This is a genomic window from Vagococcus fluvialis, assembly GCF_003337315.1.
Classification (GTDB): domain Bacteria; phylum Bacillota; class Bacilli; order Lactobacillales; family Vagococcaceae; genus Vagococcus; species Vagococcus fluvialis.
In genome coordinates, this window is record NZ_QPJV01000002.1 from 83,007 (window position 1) to 98,315 (window position 15,309).

The 15,309-nt window shown below is 31.0% G+C and carries 11 protein-coding genes; 6 read left to right on the top strand and 5 right to left on the bottom strand.

All coding sequences use genetic code 11. The features are described from left to right. Positions 1-219 precede the first annotated feature (219 nt). The 3 genes from DFR54_RS02215 to DFR54_RS02225 all read left to right on the top strand — a co-directional run bounded on the left by DFR54_RS02215 (position 220) and on the right by DFR54_RS02225 (position 4,844). Positions 220-1,656, top strand: a complete 1,437-nt coding sequence (locus tag DFR54_RS02215) for a helix-turn-helix domain-containing protein (RefSeq protein WP_114288728.1) — start codon at positions 220-222, stop codon at positions 1,654-1,656. A 39-nt stretch (positions 1,657-1,695) separates the two neighbouring features. Then, positions 1,696-2,208, top strand: coding sequence for a recombinase family protein (locus DFR54_RS02220; RefSeq protein ID WP_114288729.1), 513 nt, complete (start codon positions 1,696-1,698; stop codon positions 2,206-2,208). A 176-nt stretch (positions 2,209-2,384) separates the two neighbouring features. Next, positions 2,385-4,844, top strand: a complete 2,460-nt coding sequence (locus DFR54_RS02225; protein WP_114288730.1) for a collagen-binding domain-containing protein — start codon at positions 2,385-2,387, stop codon at positions 4,842-4,844. Between the two features lie 47 nt (positions 4,845-4,891). Here DFR54_RS02225 and DFR54_RS02230 read toward each other — a convergent pair whose 3' ends face one another. Together DFR54_RS02230 and DFR54_RS02235 are read right to left on the bottom strand one after the other, a co-directional pair. Further along, positions 4,892-6,334 (bottom strand): M20 family metallopeptidase, encoded by a 1,443-nt coding sequence (locus DFR54_RS02230; protein ID WP_114288731.1) that lies wholly within the window; start codon positions 6,332-6,334, stop codon positions 4,892-4,894. A gap of 28 nt (positions 6,335-6,362) precedes the next feature. Further along, positions 6,363-7,649: an anaerobic C4-dicarboxylate transporter family protein gene (locus DFR54_RS02235; protein WP_114288732.1), complete on the bottom strand. Its 1,287-nt coding sequence runs from the start codon at positions 7,647-7,649 to the stop codon at positions 6,363-6,365. Between the two features lie 555 nt (positions 7,650-8,204). On the opposite strand from DFR54_RS02235, the gene DFR54_RS02240 reads away from it, so the two are divergent. The 3 genes from DFR54_RS02240 to DFR54_RS02250 all read left to right on the top strand — a co-directional run bounded on the left by DFR54_RS02240 (position 8,205) and on the right by DFR54_RS02250 (position 11,714). Continuing rightward, positions 8,205-9,416 (top strand): chloride channel protein, encoded by a 1,212-nt coding sequence (locus DFR54_RS02240; RefSeq protein ID WP_114288733.1) that lies wholly within the window; start codon positions 8,205-8,207, stop codon positions 9,414-9,416. A gap of 210 nt (positions 9,417-9,626) precedes the next feature. Beyond that, positions 9,627-10,682 (top strand): AEC family transporter, encoded by a 1,056-nt coding sequence (locus DFR54_RS02245; protein ID WP_114288734.1) that lies wholly within the window; start codon positions 9,627-9,629, stop codon positions 10,680-10,682. Between the two features lie 24 nt (positions 10,683-10,706). Beyond that, positions 10,707-11,714, top strand: a complete 1,008-nt coding sequence (locus DFR54_RS02250) for a 2-hydroxyacid dehydrogenase (RefSeq protein ID WP_114288735.1) — start codon at positions 10,707-10,709, stop codon at positions 11,712-11,714. Between the two features lie 53 nt (positions 11,715-11,767). On the opposite strand, the gene DFR54_RS02255 is transcribed toward DFR54_RS02250, so the two are convergent. The 3 genes from DFR54_RS02255 to murB all read right to left on the bottom strand — a co-directional run bounded on the left by DFR54_RS02255 (position 11,768) and on the right by murB (position 15,140). Further along, positions 11,768-12,481 carry a response regulator gene (locus DFR54_RS02255; RefSeq protein ID WP_114288736.1) on the bottom strand — a complete coding sequence of 238 codons (714 nt, stop codon included), beginning with the start codon at positions 12,479-12,481 and terminating at the stop codon, positions 11,768-11,770. Continuing rightward, complete coding sequence (locus tag DFR54_RS02260) at positions 12,478-14,106, bottom strand: ATP-binding protein (protein WP_114288737.1); 1,629 nt, start codon at positions 14,104-14,106, stop codon at positions 12,478-12,480. The genes DFR54_RS02255 and DFR54_RS02260 overlap by 4 nt, the downstream gene beginning before the upstream one ends. Before the next feature lie 131 nt (positions 14,107-14,237). Beyond that, the gene (gene murB, locus DFR54_RS02265) at positions 14,238-15,140 is read right to left on the bottom strand and encodes a UDP-N-acetylmuramate dehydrogenase (RefSeq protein ID WP_114288738.1); all 903 of its coding nucleotides are present in this window, start codon (positions 15,138-15,140) and stop codon (positions 14,238-14,240) included. Positions 15,141-15,309 lie beyond the last annotated feature (169 nt).

A 15,309-nucleotide genomic window follows, 5' to 3' on the forward strand; every position in this document is an offset into this window, starting at 1 on the left:
ACAATAGGGTAAAGAAATAACGAGAGGGATTTAAAATTAATAATTTAATGAATTTTTTTTAATGAGTGTATGTTTATTCAAAAAACAATGTATATTTTAAAAATAAAATTAACTTAGATGAGTTGCATTAAAGATTTTGTAAATAAATTATGAATATTGTTTATAAACTTCTTTATGATAACCGCAAGTTATTCTAAAATTGGAGGAGATTAAACAGTAATGATTCATTTTTTCTTAGAAAAGGTAGATATACGTAAATTGGAATTACTTCGATACTTAGAAAATTCTACATCTCATCAAGCGTTGAGAGAAGTTATTATTACAGATTTAGATATTACAGAATTTCTACTAAATAAAATGGTAGAAGAATTAAATTTAGATTTTGAAAAATATGATTTAGATAATAATTTCAAATTAGAAGCTAGTAGTTTAGGTATTAAGTTACTAAAAAATAAAAAATGCCCCTCAAATCAATTGGAAATATGCCTCGTTAAAGATTCATTAACATTTTCGTTAATTGTTGCCCTTTTTTTTGAAGAATTCATCTCAATTAATCATTACGCTGAAAATAATTTCCTGAGTTACTCCACTGTTTATAACAAGTTATCAGATATTAGAACTTTTATTAGTAAGTTTGATTTTACGATTACTAAAAAAAATAAAATTAGAGGAAATGAAAGGAATATTCGTTTATTTTTTTCTTATATTTTTTCCAAAGTATCCAATCAGAGTTTACTAGTTTATTCTAATGATACTAAAGACAAATCGCTGGACCTATTAAAAGCTATAGAAATACATCGTGAAAAGCCCTTTAAGGAATCTGAGAAAATAAAATTATCCCATTATTTAAATGTAATGTTTGTTAGATTTACTCAGCATAATTACATCAATAATGATAATTTTTATGTTTATACTCAATTCCTAGAAGATAATCCTACAGTTCTTTTTTTATTAAATGAACAAGAAAAAATTAATTGTGCTATCCCTAAGAATATGCAATTGAATGAGGTAGATGAGTTGTTAGGTTACGCCGTAGCTAAAGAATTTTTAACAATAGATAACTATTTAGATAATACAATAAACCAAAATTTCAAAATCTATAGTTATAATTTTATGAGTGAAGTCAAAAATGAATTTCCAGATTTAACTATGTTTATTGATAGTAATGCTCCTCGTATAGACTTAATACATTTTAATGTCTTAAATTTTGTCATACCTCTTGATACAGAGTTAAAGACCCTAGATACCAAAGCAGTGACAAATGGTTTTCAAGATTATATTGAATTTAGTAAAAACTATTTAAATGAACAGAAAAATATCTCAGAAATTTGGGGAAATCATAGATATTTTTTTTATAAATATTTACTGATACTTATTAATGGTCAAATAACAAAACATGTTGATATTCCAATCTACTTATATGTTGATTTTTCATTTGGGAAAAAATACACTAATTTGATTATGGATATCATCAAAAAATTTACAGGTTTTCAAATTGTATTTCAAGATTATATAGATGAACAAACGGATCTTATTTTATCTGATATCTATTTTGAAAATTATTCAGATATTTATCAAATAACTTGGGAAACATCTCCTAATGCAAAAGATTGGGAAGAATTTGTAATGGAATTGGAAAAATTGAGGAAAGTATAAATTAATATAAGAAGAAAGTTTAATTCTAGGAGGATTTATATGGAGAAAATTGGTTATGTTTTTTCATCATTAGATGATACATATATTAAAGAACAAATTGAAGCAATTAAACATTTTGGAGTTAAAAAGATTATTCTTGATGAAGAAGAATTTAATGGTCTAAGAAGAGGTGATGAATTAATTGTTTATGAATTGAAAAGTTTAGGTAAATCTATCACCCAATTAGCAACATTTTTTAATTTCTTAGAGAAAAAGGAAATTAAGTTAACTGTTATTTCCAAAAATTTTGATTATCCAGATGTAAGTAACAAGCAATTCTTTAATTTAGTTGATGAACTAGCTGAAATGGAAAGTTTTATTATTAGTGAAAGAACAACGAAAGGGATTTTAAATGCAAGGCGCAGTGGAAGGGTTGGTGGACGTCCCAAAATTTCCGAAGAAACAATTGAAGAAATTAGATATCTGTATCATAATCAATCATACACTTTAAGAAAAATAGCTGAAGAGTGTAATGTATCTCTAGGAACTGCTTATAAATACATTCAAGAATAGAACAAGGGAAGAAATATCTGTAAAAGATATTTCTTTTTCTTACAAAAACAGATAAAAAGGCTTAATAAGTTCGTTTAATATGCTTTAATGAAAACAAATTGTAAAGTCGTATTGAATATAACGTATAGACCAATTGAGATGTGAAGGATGGTGACAAATTTAGGAGGTTATGGAAATTGTTTAAAAAGAGATTTAGTAGTTTGGTTTCAGTTGTCATGTTGCTAATGGGAACGGTTATTTCACCGTTAACAGTCTTTTCAAGTGGCCTAACAGATGATGGTGTTTCACAGAATTATCGAGATTATAATAGTATCATTTTTAATGATCACACTTTCTATACAGCAGATATTGAGGGATCAGCGGCAGTAGGTGGGAATATTATAGCCGAGGGTGGTTTTAGTTATGCTGCATCAGCTGGTGGTGCTCATGTGTTGATGGGACAACCAAGTTTACATCCAAATACACCTGGATTAGTATTAAATGGTGATTTTAATTTTAAATCCCCAGCTTTGGTTATTTTAGCAGGTGGTGATTTTGTCTATACTAATAATTATACTGAATCAGTAAAATTAGATATCAGAGATGATTCTCAAAAAAAATTATGGTCTCAAGAAAAAATGGATTCGTTATTTACAACATTTAAAAATGATATTAATAATGAAATTTCAAATTTAGAATCTTTTGTAACGAGTCAAACTGAAGATAAATTACATTATGCTCAAAAACAATGGGAGTCAGAATTTAGTTTATACGTGTCAGAAAGAAATGAAAAAGTTTTATTTGCTGACATGTCAAATCAAAATCATGATTTAAAAGAAATTAGAATCCCAAATATTGATGATTATGATCACGTTGTAATTTATTCAAATCAATCAGCTATTAGATTTGCTAATGGAAGTATTGCATTAGATGGAAAACCCATAGATACAGGAAAACCTCAAAATCAAGAATTATATGATTTAGCAGGGAAATTAACATGGGTTCTACCAAATATGACGGACATTAAAATATCAGGATATGGTATGATCGGTGATATTTATGCTCCTAATGCAACTGTGGATACAAAAGGTGGATCAGTTAATGGTTCATTGTATGTAAATAATCTGATTTCTAATGGTGGATTTGAAGTCCATAATTTTAGCAGTAAACCAGTTATTCCTGAAAAACCCGAAGTAACAGAACCAAGTACGACAGAACCAAGTACAACAGAACCAAGTACGACAGAGCCAAGCATAACAGAACCAAGTACAACGGAACCAAGTACAACAGAGCCAAGTACAACGGAACCAAGTACAACAGAGCCAAGTACAACGGAACCAAGTACGACAGAGCCAAGTACAACAGAGCCAAGTACAACGGAACCAAGTACGACAGAGCCAAGTACGACAGAGCCAAGTACAACAGAACCAAGTGCAACGGAGCCAAGTACAACAGAACCAAGTACGACAGAACCAAGTACAACAGAACCAAGCACGACAGAACCAACAGACCCAGTAGAACCAATCGAGCCTAGAATGGGTGAATTTAGAGCAACTAAAGTAGTTGATAAGAAAGAAGCTAAACTAGGTGGCATTTTAACTTATACAATTACAGCAGAAAATATTGTTAAAGATAGTATTTTAACTAATGTTGTTATTAGTGATGATTTACCAGCTGGATTAAGTTTAGTTAAAGATAGTGTTGAAGTAGAAATTGATGGTAAACGCGTTGAGTTTGATAAAGATAAAATAGAAACAATTGGTAACAAAGCTAAAGTAACCTTTAAAGAATTAAAAGGTGGACAAAAAATAAGTATTTCTTTAAAAGCTAAAGTAACAGATAAAGCAGTAGAGAATATTGTTAACATTGCTTTAGTCGAGGGAGAGAATCCTGAAAAAACAGGTGAACCTGTGGAACCAGCTAAACCAAAAGAAGAAGTACCTGTAAAACCAAAAGAACCAGAAGTACCAACAACTAAAGTTGGTAAACTAGAAGCTAATAAAGTAGCTGATAAAAAACAAGTTAAAGTAGGCGAAAAATTAACTTATACCATTGCAGCGAAAAACGTTGTCCCTGAAAGTAAACTTTCTAAAGTAATTATTACAGATGAATTACCAGAGAGTTTAGATTTAGTAGAAGGAAGTTTACTAGTAAAAGTTAATGGTCAAGAGTTTAAAATTAATCAAGAAGATATCGAAATTAATGGTAACCATATTAAAGTAACTTTTAAAAATGTGATTGGAAATCAAGAAATCGAAATATCTTTCCAAGCTGCCGTAAATGAAAAAGCTAAAGATAGTGTTCTTAATACAGCGTTAATAGAGGGTGAAGATGAAGTTCCAACACACCCTGTAGAACCTGTAACTCCTGAAGTTGAAGTACCAGTTGTTCCAGAAGAAAAAGAGGAGCCAGAAGTACCAACAAAACCAGAAGAAAAAGAAAAAACACCTAAAACTCCTGGGAAACCAAATGAAAGGAATCCAAAAGAACCACAAAATCCACAAGGTAAACCGGCTACAAAAAACAATCAGTTTTTACCTAAAACTGGTGAGTACTTGAACTCAAATACCTCAATTATTCAAGGGTTAACATTTATTTTAGGAGCAATGTATTTATTAGTTATGCGCCGAAAAATGAAAAGCAATGAATTAGAATAAAACAAAAGGAGCTATGACTTAGTTTGGTCATAGCTCCTTTATTTTTATTATAATCCTAAACTATTTGGTTTTACATCAGCAGGAATTGGATTGATGTATGGTGTTTGATCTGTTATAGCTTTTAATTCAGCTTTAGCTTCAGCTAAAATCTCTGGGTTTTCAATAGCTTTCATAGCTGTTGCAGCCATTACTTTAGCAGCTTGCAACATTCCTTTTTTAGCAATTGGAGTTTTTCCATTTGCTACCCATTGCCATGAATGTAGTGCAGTATTCATAACTTCTGTTGCCATAACACATTGTGCAGTTGGAACTACCCAACTAACATCACCAACATCAGTAGATCCTGGCATAACAATGTTTGTTAAAGCTTCGTTGAATGGGTAAATGTAATCAGCAAGTACTTTACCTTGGTTAGCACCTAAAACTTGTTTTTCAACAGCAGTTACAGGAGGAACCATCATGAATTTTTTCTCATCTTCTGATAATGAAGCGTACATTTCTTTAGCAAAAGCAATATCTTCATCATTAAAGTTAGGAGCGCCAACTTCAAACATTGTATCTGACATTAATTTAGATAACACTTTATTTGGCATATAGTTAGAACATGCTTTATCAAAGTGAACTTCTACTTCAGTACCAGTCATAAGAGCAGCACCTTTAGCACAGTTTACTAAACGATCATAAATATCTTTCACTTGGAAAGCTTTTGGTGCTCTAATTAGGTATAAAGATTTAGCATGAGCTTGAACAACAGATGGTTGCATACCACCACCATCAAGAATTGCATAGTGATAACGAGCTTCTGGAGTAACATGCTCACGTAAGTAGTTAGCTCCAATATTCATAATTTCCATAGCATCTAATGCGCTACGTCCCATATGAGGAGAGTTAGCAGCATGAGAAGAAACACCTTTGAATTCAAATACTGCTTGGATGTTTGCTAATGTTGGAGAACCAATAATTGCGTTATCAGTTCCTGGGTGCCAACATAAAGCCATATCTAAATCATCAAAGGCACCGGCACGAGCCATATAAGTTTTACCTGATCCACCTTCTTCAGCTGGACAGCCGTAATATCTAATTTGTGCTTCAATATTATTTTCTTTTAAGTAATCTCTAGTTGCAATAGCCGCTGCAAGTGAGGCAGTACCTAATAAGTTATGTCCGCAACCATGTCCATTTGTTGTACCTAAACTTGGGTCAGTTTCTTTAGTTGTTGCACCAGCTTTTTGGTTTAATTCAGGAAGAGCATCATACTCACCTAAGAAACCGATGATTGGGCCTTTATCTCCATAAGTACCGATGAATGCTGTATCAATCTCACCAATATTAGTTTCTACGTTAAAACCTTCTTTTTCTAAGAAAGCGATAATTGTTTTTGCTGACTCTTGTTCATGGAATTTTACTTCTGCAATATCCCAAATACGGTCACTTAGTTCAAAGTATTCATTTTGTTTGCCTTCAATTAATTTGTCAATATTTTTAATCATTATAGATAGCCTCCTGAATAGTTGTGTATTAGATAAATAATGTCATTCCGTAAGAAACAACGATTGATAATGCCGTGATTGCAAGACCTGGTACGATAAAGTTATATGTTTTAGTACGACCAGTTCTATCTAACTCACAAGCAAGTAACATAGTTGGTTGTGCTGGAATAATAAAGTTAACATTTAAACATTGAACGATGATAACTAGTAATAGTGGAGATACGCCAAGTGCTAATGCAAGTGGGAAAATAATTGCAGCAACAGCTGTTTGAGCTCCAATAATCATAGCTACAAAACTACATAGAATAATAATAACCCATGGATAATTCCCTAAAATTGCACCAAGGCTGTTTGTTAATGTCTCTTGATTACCTGGTGAACCAAAGATAGTTCCTCCAAGCCAACCACCTCCAAGTACTACTAAAGATGCAGCTAAAGCGTTCATTGTAGCAGGAGCATTTAAGATTTTTTTAGAATCAACTTTAAAGAATAAAAGATTAAGTGCAGCTGAAGCGTACATGAACATTTGAACTAAGTCTGCTGTAGCTATTTCAACATTTTCTCCGTTAACTGTATATTGTGGTAATAAACCTGGGAATAAACCAAACACGATAATACCAAGTACACAAGTTAAGAATACATAAGTTGAATATTTAGCTTTGTTGTCATGAGTAGTTACTTCGACCATTTCCTCACCAGCGATTAATGTTTCTTCATTGAAAGGAACTTTTCTGTTAACAACAAGTAAAATTAAGCTTAAAAGAACAATTGAGATAATAGTTGATGGTAAAACAATACTTAAGTAAGTACCCATTGAAATACCAAATGGCATTAATAACATAATAACGAATGCTGTTGATGATGAAGCTGGACTACAAAGTAAAGCCATATTTGAAGCAAGTACTGATGAAATTAAAGCCCCTTTAGGATTTACTTTAGATTTAATAGCTGTTTCAGCAATGATTGGCTCTAATGATAAACTGATCATCGCAGTTCCCATCCCGAAAACAAACATGAAACAAACAAGGGGAGCAACAATTGTAATGGCTTTAGGGAATTTTTTAATAATTTTAGTAGCAACAGATATCATATAATCCATACCGCCAGATGCTTGTAAGGCACCACTTGCAACTCCAATAGAGATGATAATTAAAACGGCAGTAACTGGTGGAGCAGAAGGTGGTAATTTGAAAATAAATAACATAATGAATAATGCAACAATCGAAGTTATACCTGAACCTAATGCGCCGCCTTTAACTAAACCGTAGATAATAAATGAAACCATGATGACAATTTCTAACAATAATAAAAACATACAATTCCTCCTATATTTGTTTGATAAATTTTTAATAATAAAAATAATGGACATGTCTTTAAAATATAAAAAAATAAAAAATTTAATAACAAAGCAACTAAATGTTTAAGTATTGCTTTATTTGAAAAAATAATAACATAAAAAACAAAGTCAAGTAAACAAAATATTGTCTTTTTATCGGACAATAATAGAAAATTAATGTTTTATATTAAAATAACTAGCTATATAAAATAAGTTTTTGAAAGTTTTGTTCGTAATATTAAAATATTATGTTTGTTATTTAAGTGTTTTTATTAATGAGGGTTTAATAACACGAATGTAGTTAATAGTGAAAAGATTAATTAATAAGGGATAGGGACTTTAATAACAATTGGAGAGTTATTTTGAAAAAATTCATGAAAAACGATGTTGACTTTTACTTAATTTAGAAAATAATTTAAATTGGTTTCATTTTTTCTAATCGTTTACCCATAAAGTTTGTTTGAAATCAATTTATACTAGAAGTAGAATAGATAGAGAATGATTGTTAGGGTCGAGTTGAAAAGGAGTTTATATATGATTGTTAGAAAAGAAGCGAGTATGCTTTTATTTAGCCTTATCATTGGTTGTGTTGTAGGAGCTTTAGAAGTAGGTTTTGGAAAAATTTTATTACTAGTAACTTCAATTAGAATAAATAATTTTGGCTACTGGATATTATTGTTACCTATTATTGGTTTGTTAATAGAGTGGCTATATAAAACATTTAGTCAGAAATCTCAAGAAGGTATGGGACTTATTTTTAAAGTAGGTCAGGGGGAAGAACGCGATATTCCTCTAATGCTAATTCCACTAGTTACTGTGACAACATGGTTAACGCATTTATTTGGGGGCAGTGCAGGAAGAGAAGGAGTAGCTGTTCAAATAGGTGCAGCATTGTCTTCCTGGGTATCAAAATTAAAAATATTTTCAAATCTAGATAAAGAAGAATTTTCTAAAACTGCTATTGTCATTGGAATGGCGGCAGGTTTTTCGGGATTGTTTCAAACACCTTTAGCAGCAACTTTTTTTGCTTTAGAAGTTTTAATTGTAGGGAAATTAGAAATGAAGTCTATTTTTTATACAGGGATTGCAGCCTATACATCTTATTTTGTATCCCGTGGTTTAGATTTTGAAAAATCTAGTTTTATGATTAATCACCATGTTGAGATAACGCCAATATTAGTTGTCAAATTACTTATTTTAGGATTTCTTTTTTCGTTAGTTGGTTTATTGTTTTCTGTTTCGCTAAAACAAGCTAAAGCTTATTTTACGAGATGGATGCCAAATAATTACCAAAAAATTCTTGTTGGTGGATTGATTGTTGCTATACTTGCTCTTGTTTTACATACTGGGCGTTATTCAGGTTTAGGAACTAATTTAATCGAAGCAAGCTTTCAAGGTGAAATAATTTATTCTTATGATTTTTTACTTAAAATTATGCTAACAGTCCTTACCTTGGCTGTGGGATTTCAAGGAGGGGAAGTGACACCTCTTTTTGCAATTGGAAGTTCTTTTGGAGTTGTTATGGCATCATTCATGGGTTTACCTATAGAATTTGTTGCAGCGTTAGGCTATGTGGCCGTTTTTGGTAGTGCGACGAATACATTTTTAGCCCCCATTTTAATTGGGGCAGAAGTTTTTGGGTATGAGTGGTTACCTTATTTCTTTATTACCATGTTAACTGCTTATCACTGTAACTTTAATGTTTCCATTTATGGGAAACAAAAGAATTTAAATGAATATTTATAAAAAGCTATTGCTTAGTTCGCTAAGCAATAGCTTTTTATAATGAATGATAAATAAAGTGAATGAATTCACTTACTTAAGTTACTTAAGTTTTAATTAATTACGTATTGTTACCTTTTTCACTAACAGAGTATATGATTAATTCATCAAAAGAATATGGCCTTTTCTTTTAATAATATAATTTGTGATAAAAAACACATTTGGAGGACAATGATGAATTTTGGAGAGATAATCAAAACGACTTTAACAGATATGAATATTATTAGTGCTATTACTTCAACTATTTTTATTATTTTATTAGGTTTTTTCTGTCGAAAAAAAGGGATTTTTTCAGATCAAGTAGGGAAAATATTGACTAAAGTTGTATTAACAGTAGCTTTACCAGCATTAGCTTTTAATGCATTTATGCAAGATATTGATCACGATACATTGAAACAGGGAATGAACGTTTTAATATGGGGATTACTTATTTATGTGATATTAATTTTTATTTCAAAACCATTATTTTTAAAATATAAAGGTGATAAACAAGATACTTTAAGAGTTTTAACAATATTTGGTTCGACAACTTTTTTTGGAACACCAATAGTTAGTGCAATTTATGGTCCTGTTGGCGTTATGTTTTGCTCAATTTTTAACATAGGTTACAGAGTGTTTTTATATTCATATGGCTATATAAAAATGAGTGGGCTAAAAATGGAGTTAAAAAATATTAAAACAATGTTTTTAAATCCAATTGTTTTAGCAACATTTGGTGGTTTATTCATTTGGGTATTCCAAGGTTATTTACCCCAAGTAACAGTAGCGGGTGTAGATGGTGCTATGCAACAAGTTGCTTTCTTAAGAATTGATCAAACAGCAATTTGGTTATTTAAACCCATGACTTATCTAGCAGGATTAGCATCTCCTCTTGCTTGGTTAGCGATTGGTGCAACTTTAGGTGAGGTTAGTTTTAAAGATGCCGCCACAGATAAAACATCTTGGTACTATAGTTTTGCGAAAGTAATTTTAGTTCCAGCGTTGAATATTGTTCTTTTAGCTATTTTAAGTGTAACAGGAATTCTACCAGTTAATTTCGAAGCTTTAGCAACAATCGTCATAATGATGGCAACACCAACAGCTACGGTAGCAGCAGCTTATGCGATTAGTTTTGATAAAGAGGCTATCTTAGCTTCCAATTGTTCACTTATATCAACAGTCTCTGCGGTTTTAATGACGCCAATTTGGATAGTTATTCTAGAAATTATTAGTAAATCAGGATTATTCTAAAAAATATTAAAGGGGATTATGACAATGACTTTAAAAATTGCATGCTATGGTGTTAGAGAAAATGAAGTTTCTTTCTTTGAGGATTTAAATAAATATGATTTTGAATTAACGTTAATTGAAGAGTTGTTAACATCTAATAATGCTGAAACATTTAAAAATCATGACGCAGTACTTTTGAGAGGGAACTGTACAGCGGATAGAACTAATATTGAAAAAATGGCTCAAGAAGGTATTAAATATGTATTTACTAGAACAGTAGGTTTTAATCATATTGATTTAGAAGCTGCAGAAGAGTATAACATGTCTGTTGCTAGAGTTCCTTCGTATTCACCAAATGCTATTGCTGAATTATCTTTAACACTTGCGATGATGTTACTACGTTCAACAGCCCATACAACAATGAGAACTGCTAATAAAAATTTTAAAGTAGATGGTGAAATGTTTAGTAAGGAGATTAGAAATTGTAAAGTTGGGATTATAGGTACTGGAAAAATTGGTTTAACAGAAGCAAAATTATTTAAAGGGTTAGGAGCTGAAGTTTTAGGTTATGATATTTATCCAAATGAAGCAACTAAAGACATACTAACGTATAAAGAGTTGGATGAGTTGCTTAAGGAATCTGATATTGTTAGTCTACATGTTCCTTATTTTCCTGGAAAAAACGATAAAATGGTCGATAAAAATTTTATTAATAAAATGAAAAATGGTGCGATTTTAATAAATACAGCTCGTGGAGAATTACAAGATAATGAGGCGATTTTAGAAGCGTTACAAGAGGAAAAATTAGCTGGTTTTGGGACTGATGTATTTGCTAATGAACAATCATTATTCTTCAAAGAATTTAAACCTTGGGAAACATTACCAGACCCAACAGTTCAAATGTTAGTTGATATGTATCCCCGTGTATTAGTAACTCCCCATGTAGGTTCAAATACAGATGAAGCACTATCTAATATGATTGAAACAAGCTATGAGAACTTTAACGAAGTTCTAACAACGGGTGAAACAGCTAATAAAGTTGTTTTAGTTTAATATAAAGCTGTAAGATGCGATTAACTAATCATATCTTACAGCTTTTTGTATTTTTAAAGGTAATCAAAAAGTTTTTCTTTAAAATCAGGTTTTAAAGAATATAGAGTAATAGGTCGTCCGACTTCTTGATATTCCATTTGCTCATCTAGAATGAACAATTCTAATAAAAAGGTGATATATTTTTTGGTTGAAATTCTTGATAATGTTACTTGTTTTGCTAAAGTTTCAGTAGAAAAGGGTTGTTTAAATTTTTCTATTTCTGACATTATTTTTTTAAACGTTAAGCGGGATAAGCCTTTAGGTAATTCTTTTTCAAATAGTGTCGTGTCACTAGTATTAGTTATGCCATTGAAAACATAGTCTAAGGCTGATTGATCTGTTTTTTTATTGTGATCGATAATATCATGTAATGTGTCATATTTGTTAATAGCTAATTTAAGTCTTTCGAAAGTAAAGGGTTTAATTAAATAATCAATTACTTGATAGCTTAGAGCATCATTTAAAGTAGCAGAATCATCAGCTGCAGTAATTAAGATAACTGGAATTTGAATTCCAATTTTGTTGAGTTCTTTTAACAAATCAGTACCAGACATACCAGGAAGATAAACATCTAATAAAATTAATTCAATATTCTCTGATTGAATAATTTTTAAACCTTCTTCCGTATTTCTAACATTTTTAATAGTTGTATTTGGCTTTATTTTTTCAATGAATTGTTGATTAATTGAAGCTACCATTGGATCATCTTCAATAATTAAAATTGTCATTTATATTCTCCTTTTGTAATAGGGAACTCAATATAAAATTCAGTTCCTAAATCCTTAGTTGATGAAAACTCAATTAATCCAGCTCGGCTAGTAATAGTTTTGTGAACCATATATAGACCGTATCCTCTATTAGTTGATTTTGTTGAAAATTTGTTATTGAAGATTAGATTAGCATAAGATAAATCAATACCGCATCCATTATCACTAATGGTAATGATAATAATTTCTTCTTCACTGTCAAAATTTAATGAAAGAGTTACTTCCTTAACAAATTCTAGCTTAACAGCGTCAAAGGCATTAGTTAAAACATTCCCTAAAATTTGTAATAACTCGTGGATATCAGCAGATTCTGTTAATTCAGGTAAGTAAGAGTTAGGATCTAGTATGAAGGTGATTTTTTGTTCTTGTGCTTCTCCTGCTTTTCCAAGAAGATAGCCAGCAATGGCAGCTGATTTTACTTTGTCTGTAATATAACCAACCTCTGCTTGAAAATTATTATGCAACTTGTTTATGTATCTTGAAACATCATCATATTGTTTTAATTCAATCATTCCCATAATAACTTGCATTTTATTCATGAATTCGTGAGTTTGAGCGCGTAGGGAATCAATATACTGTTCGGTACCACTTAGTTGTTGGATTAACAGTGTTAAATCAGATTGATCTCGAAAGGTCACAACAGCCCCTCTAAATTTATTTTTAGCAAAAATAGGTGAAGTGTTGACTACAATATTAAGCTGGTCGATAGATAATCTTTGGTCTTTAATTTTCTGTTTTGAAATAAAGACAGATTCAAAGAGAGCTTGATAGAGTTTCTCTGGTAAAAAATCATTTAATTTTAAATTATAAGAGGAATCTATTTTTTTTAATAATTTTTGTGCCTCTTTATTCATTAAAATGATTTGTTTATTAAGATTGATAGCTAAAATACTTTCAGTGATTTCTTGTTCCACAAGTTCTTTATCGTAAACAAGATTAGCGATTTCGTAAGGTTCTAAATTAAAAATGATTTTTTTGATTCGGTATGCCCCATAAGTTGCACCAAGTACACCAACACTTAAACCTAAAAACAAACCAATTAATAATTTAGTATGAGCCTCTTCTAGTTCAGCATCAATGGTAATAGAGCGCAGCCCAACACAGATGACACCAATAACATTCCCTTGATTGTCTTTAACAGGAGTAAAGTATCTCGTTCCTTCTCCTAAAATCCCTTCTTTAGTAGAAAAATGACTTTTGCCATCTAAGGCAAGTTTAGCATCGGGAATATTTGAAAAGGGTTTACCGATAGCTGTTTGATCGGGGTGTGATAAACGAATTAAATTTTTGTCTAAAACCACAACAAAATCAACTTGTGTGTCTTTCATGATATCTGATGCTAATTGCTGAATATCCGTTTCATTGTTAGCTGGGGTTTCTAAGGCTTGAATTATTTCTGGTTGACGAGCAACCATATCAGTAATTAATTTTATTTTTTCTTCTACTTGATGTATTTTTTGATTAACAACATAATTACGTATTAATATCCCTGAGGCAATTAATGAAATGAAAGTTGAAATCATGACGATGAAAATAATAATAGTGCGTAGAGAATAACGTTGTTCTTTTCTTGTTTGCAAAGGCATTTGTTTTCTCTCTTTCTTATGTTAATAAATTCACGTTATGCTATAATCATACAAGAATTTCATCTTGCAGAAAAGACAAAAGAACTAAAAACAACCTGAAAAATGATTATAATCACTTTCAGGTTGTTTCTTTATTTTTCTCGACCGATAATTCTAACTTCTGTTTCTAAAACAACATCAAATTCTTTAAGAATTGTTTCTTGTATGTGTTTGATTAATTCTACGTAATCAGTAGCAGTAGCATTATCAATGTTCACGATAAATCCTGCGTGTTTAGTTGAAATTTGAGCACCGCCCCATTTCAAACCTTGTAAGTTTGCATCTTGAATTAATTTACCAGTAAAGTGTCCCTCAGGTCGTTTAAAGACACTACCACAAGATGGGTATTCTAATGGTTGTTTGCTTTCTCGTAAGAAAGTAAGTTCATCCATTTTAGTTTGAATGTCTGAAAGATTTCCTTTTTCAAGAGCAAAAGTCACATTAAGGACAATTCCTTTTAGTTCTTGTAAAACACTATGGCGATAAGAGAAATTCATGTCTTCACTTTTATAAGTCACAAGAGAGCCGTCAGCTAATAGAATCTCTGCTGAATGGAAAACATCAACTAACTCACCACCATAAGCTCCAGCGTTCATATAAGCAGCTCCACCGATGCTACCAGGGATACCACAAGCAAATTCTAAACCAGTTAGCTTTTCATCACGAGCCATTTGAGTTACTTCAATTAATTTAGCTCCAGCATCAGCAGTAACAAAGGTATCGTTGATTATTACTTCATTTAACTCAGTTAACATAATAACAAAACCTTCAATACCACCGTCTTTAACGATTAGGTTACTAGCATTTCCTAAGCAAAGCCAATTAATATTTTCTTCGTTACAATAATCTACAATGTGTTTAACTTCTGCTATTGATTTAGGGAATAATAGGCAATCAGCAGGTCCACCAGTTTTTGTGTACGTAAAGTTTGATAATGGTTCATTAAATAATAGTTTGATTTCTTTTAAGTCAGTCTTTATTTTCTCAGTATTCATGTGTAATCCTCTCATCTCATCCGTAAATTCTATCCGGGCCTATTCTAACATATTTTACGTCTGATAGGCTATTTTTAATGAATTCTTCTTAGAAATGTATTCATTTTAAGTAGATTTTTTATTTTTGAACAAGACTTTGTGTGTTAGAATGTATAATAACAGTAGAAGT

Coding starts and splice junctions, on each gene's coding strand:
- DFR54_RS02215 (WP_114288728.1), top strand. CDS start 220: ATGATTCATTTTTTCTTAGAAAAGGTAGATATACGTAAATTGGAATTA.
- DFR54_RS02220 (WP_114288729.1), top strand. CDS start 1,696: ATGGAGAAAATTGGTTATGTTTTTTCATCATTAGATGATACATATATT.
- DFR54_RS02230 (WP_114288731.1), bottom strand. CDS start 6,334: ATGATTAAAAATATTGACAAATTAATTGAAGGCAAACAAAATGAATAC.
- DFR54_RS02235 (WP_114288732.1), bottom strand. CDS start 7,649: ATGTTTTTATTATTGTTAGAAATTGTCATCATGGTTTCATTTATTATC.
- DFR54_RS02240 (WP_114288733.1), top strand. CDS start 8,205: ATGATTGTTAGAAAAGAAGCGAGTATGCTTTTATTTAGCCTTATCATT.
- DFR54_RS02245 (WP_114288734.1), top strand. CDS start 9,627: ATGAATTTTGGAGAGATAATCAAAACGACTTTAACAGATATGAATATT.
- DFR54_RS02250 (WP_114288735.1), top strand. CDS start 10,707: ATGACTTTAAAAATTGCATGCTATGGTGTTAGAGAAAATGAAGTTTCT.
- DFR54_RS02255 (WP_114288736.1), bottom strand. CDS start 12,481: ATGACAATTTTAATTATTGAAGATGATCCAATGGTAGCTTCAATTAAT.
- DFR54_RS02260 (WP_114288737.1), bottom strand. CDS start 14,106: ATGCCTTTGCAAACAAGAAAAGAACAACGTTATTCTCTACGCACTATT.
- murB (WP_114288738.1), bottom strand. CDS start 15,140: ATGAATACTGAGAAAATAAAGACTGACTTAAAAGAAATCAAACTATTA.